The sequence below is a fragment of the Bartonella sp. AA83SXKL genome (genome assembly GCF_042196965.1).
GTDB lineage: Bacteria > Pseudomonadota > Alphaproteobacteria > Rhizobiales > Rhizobiaceae > Bartonella.
The window spans coordinates 1-275 of record NZ_JBHIRG010000295.1; the positions used below are offsets into that span (position 1 = coordinate 1).

A 275-nucleotide genomic window follows, 5' to 3' on the forward strand; every position below is an offset into this window, starting at 1 on the left:
ACTCGAACAAGTGACCGGATTGTCTTCTGAATTTATTGGTACACGGGCGGTCAATCAACCAGGAATTCTTGAACAACAACGCCGCCAATCTTCACTCAATTTGTTGGCTTCTTTCTTTGATGGTTTGCGGCGATATCGGCAGCGACAGGGAAAAATTATTCTCTACCTTATTCAAAACTATCTTTCCGATGGGCGATTGGTGCGTATTGCTGGTGACGAAAATGCTAGGTATGTGCCGTTAACACGCGAAATGATTACCAGTTTGGAGTATGATA

General features: G+C 43.6%; 1 pseudogene. It reads left to right on the forward strand.

Annotated features, from left to right (window positions below):
- Nucleotides 1-275 (forward strand): annotated as a pseudogene (locus tag ACFINO_RS11230) (phage portal protein); the annotation flags it as partial.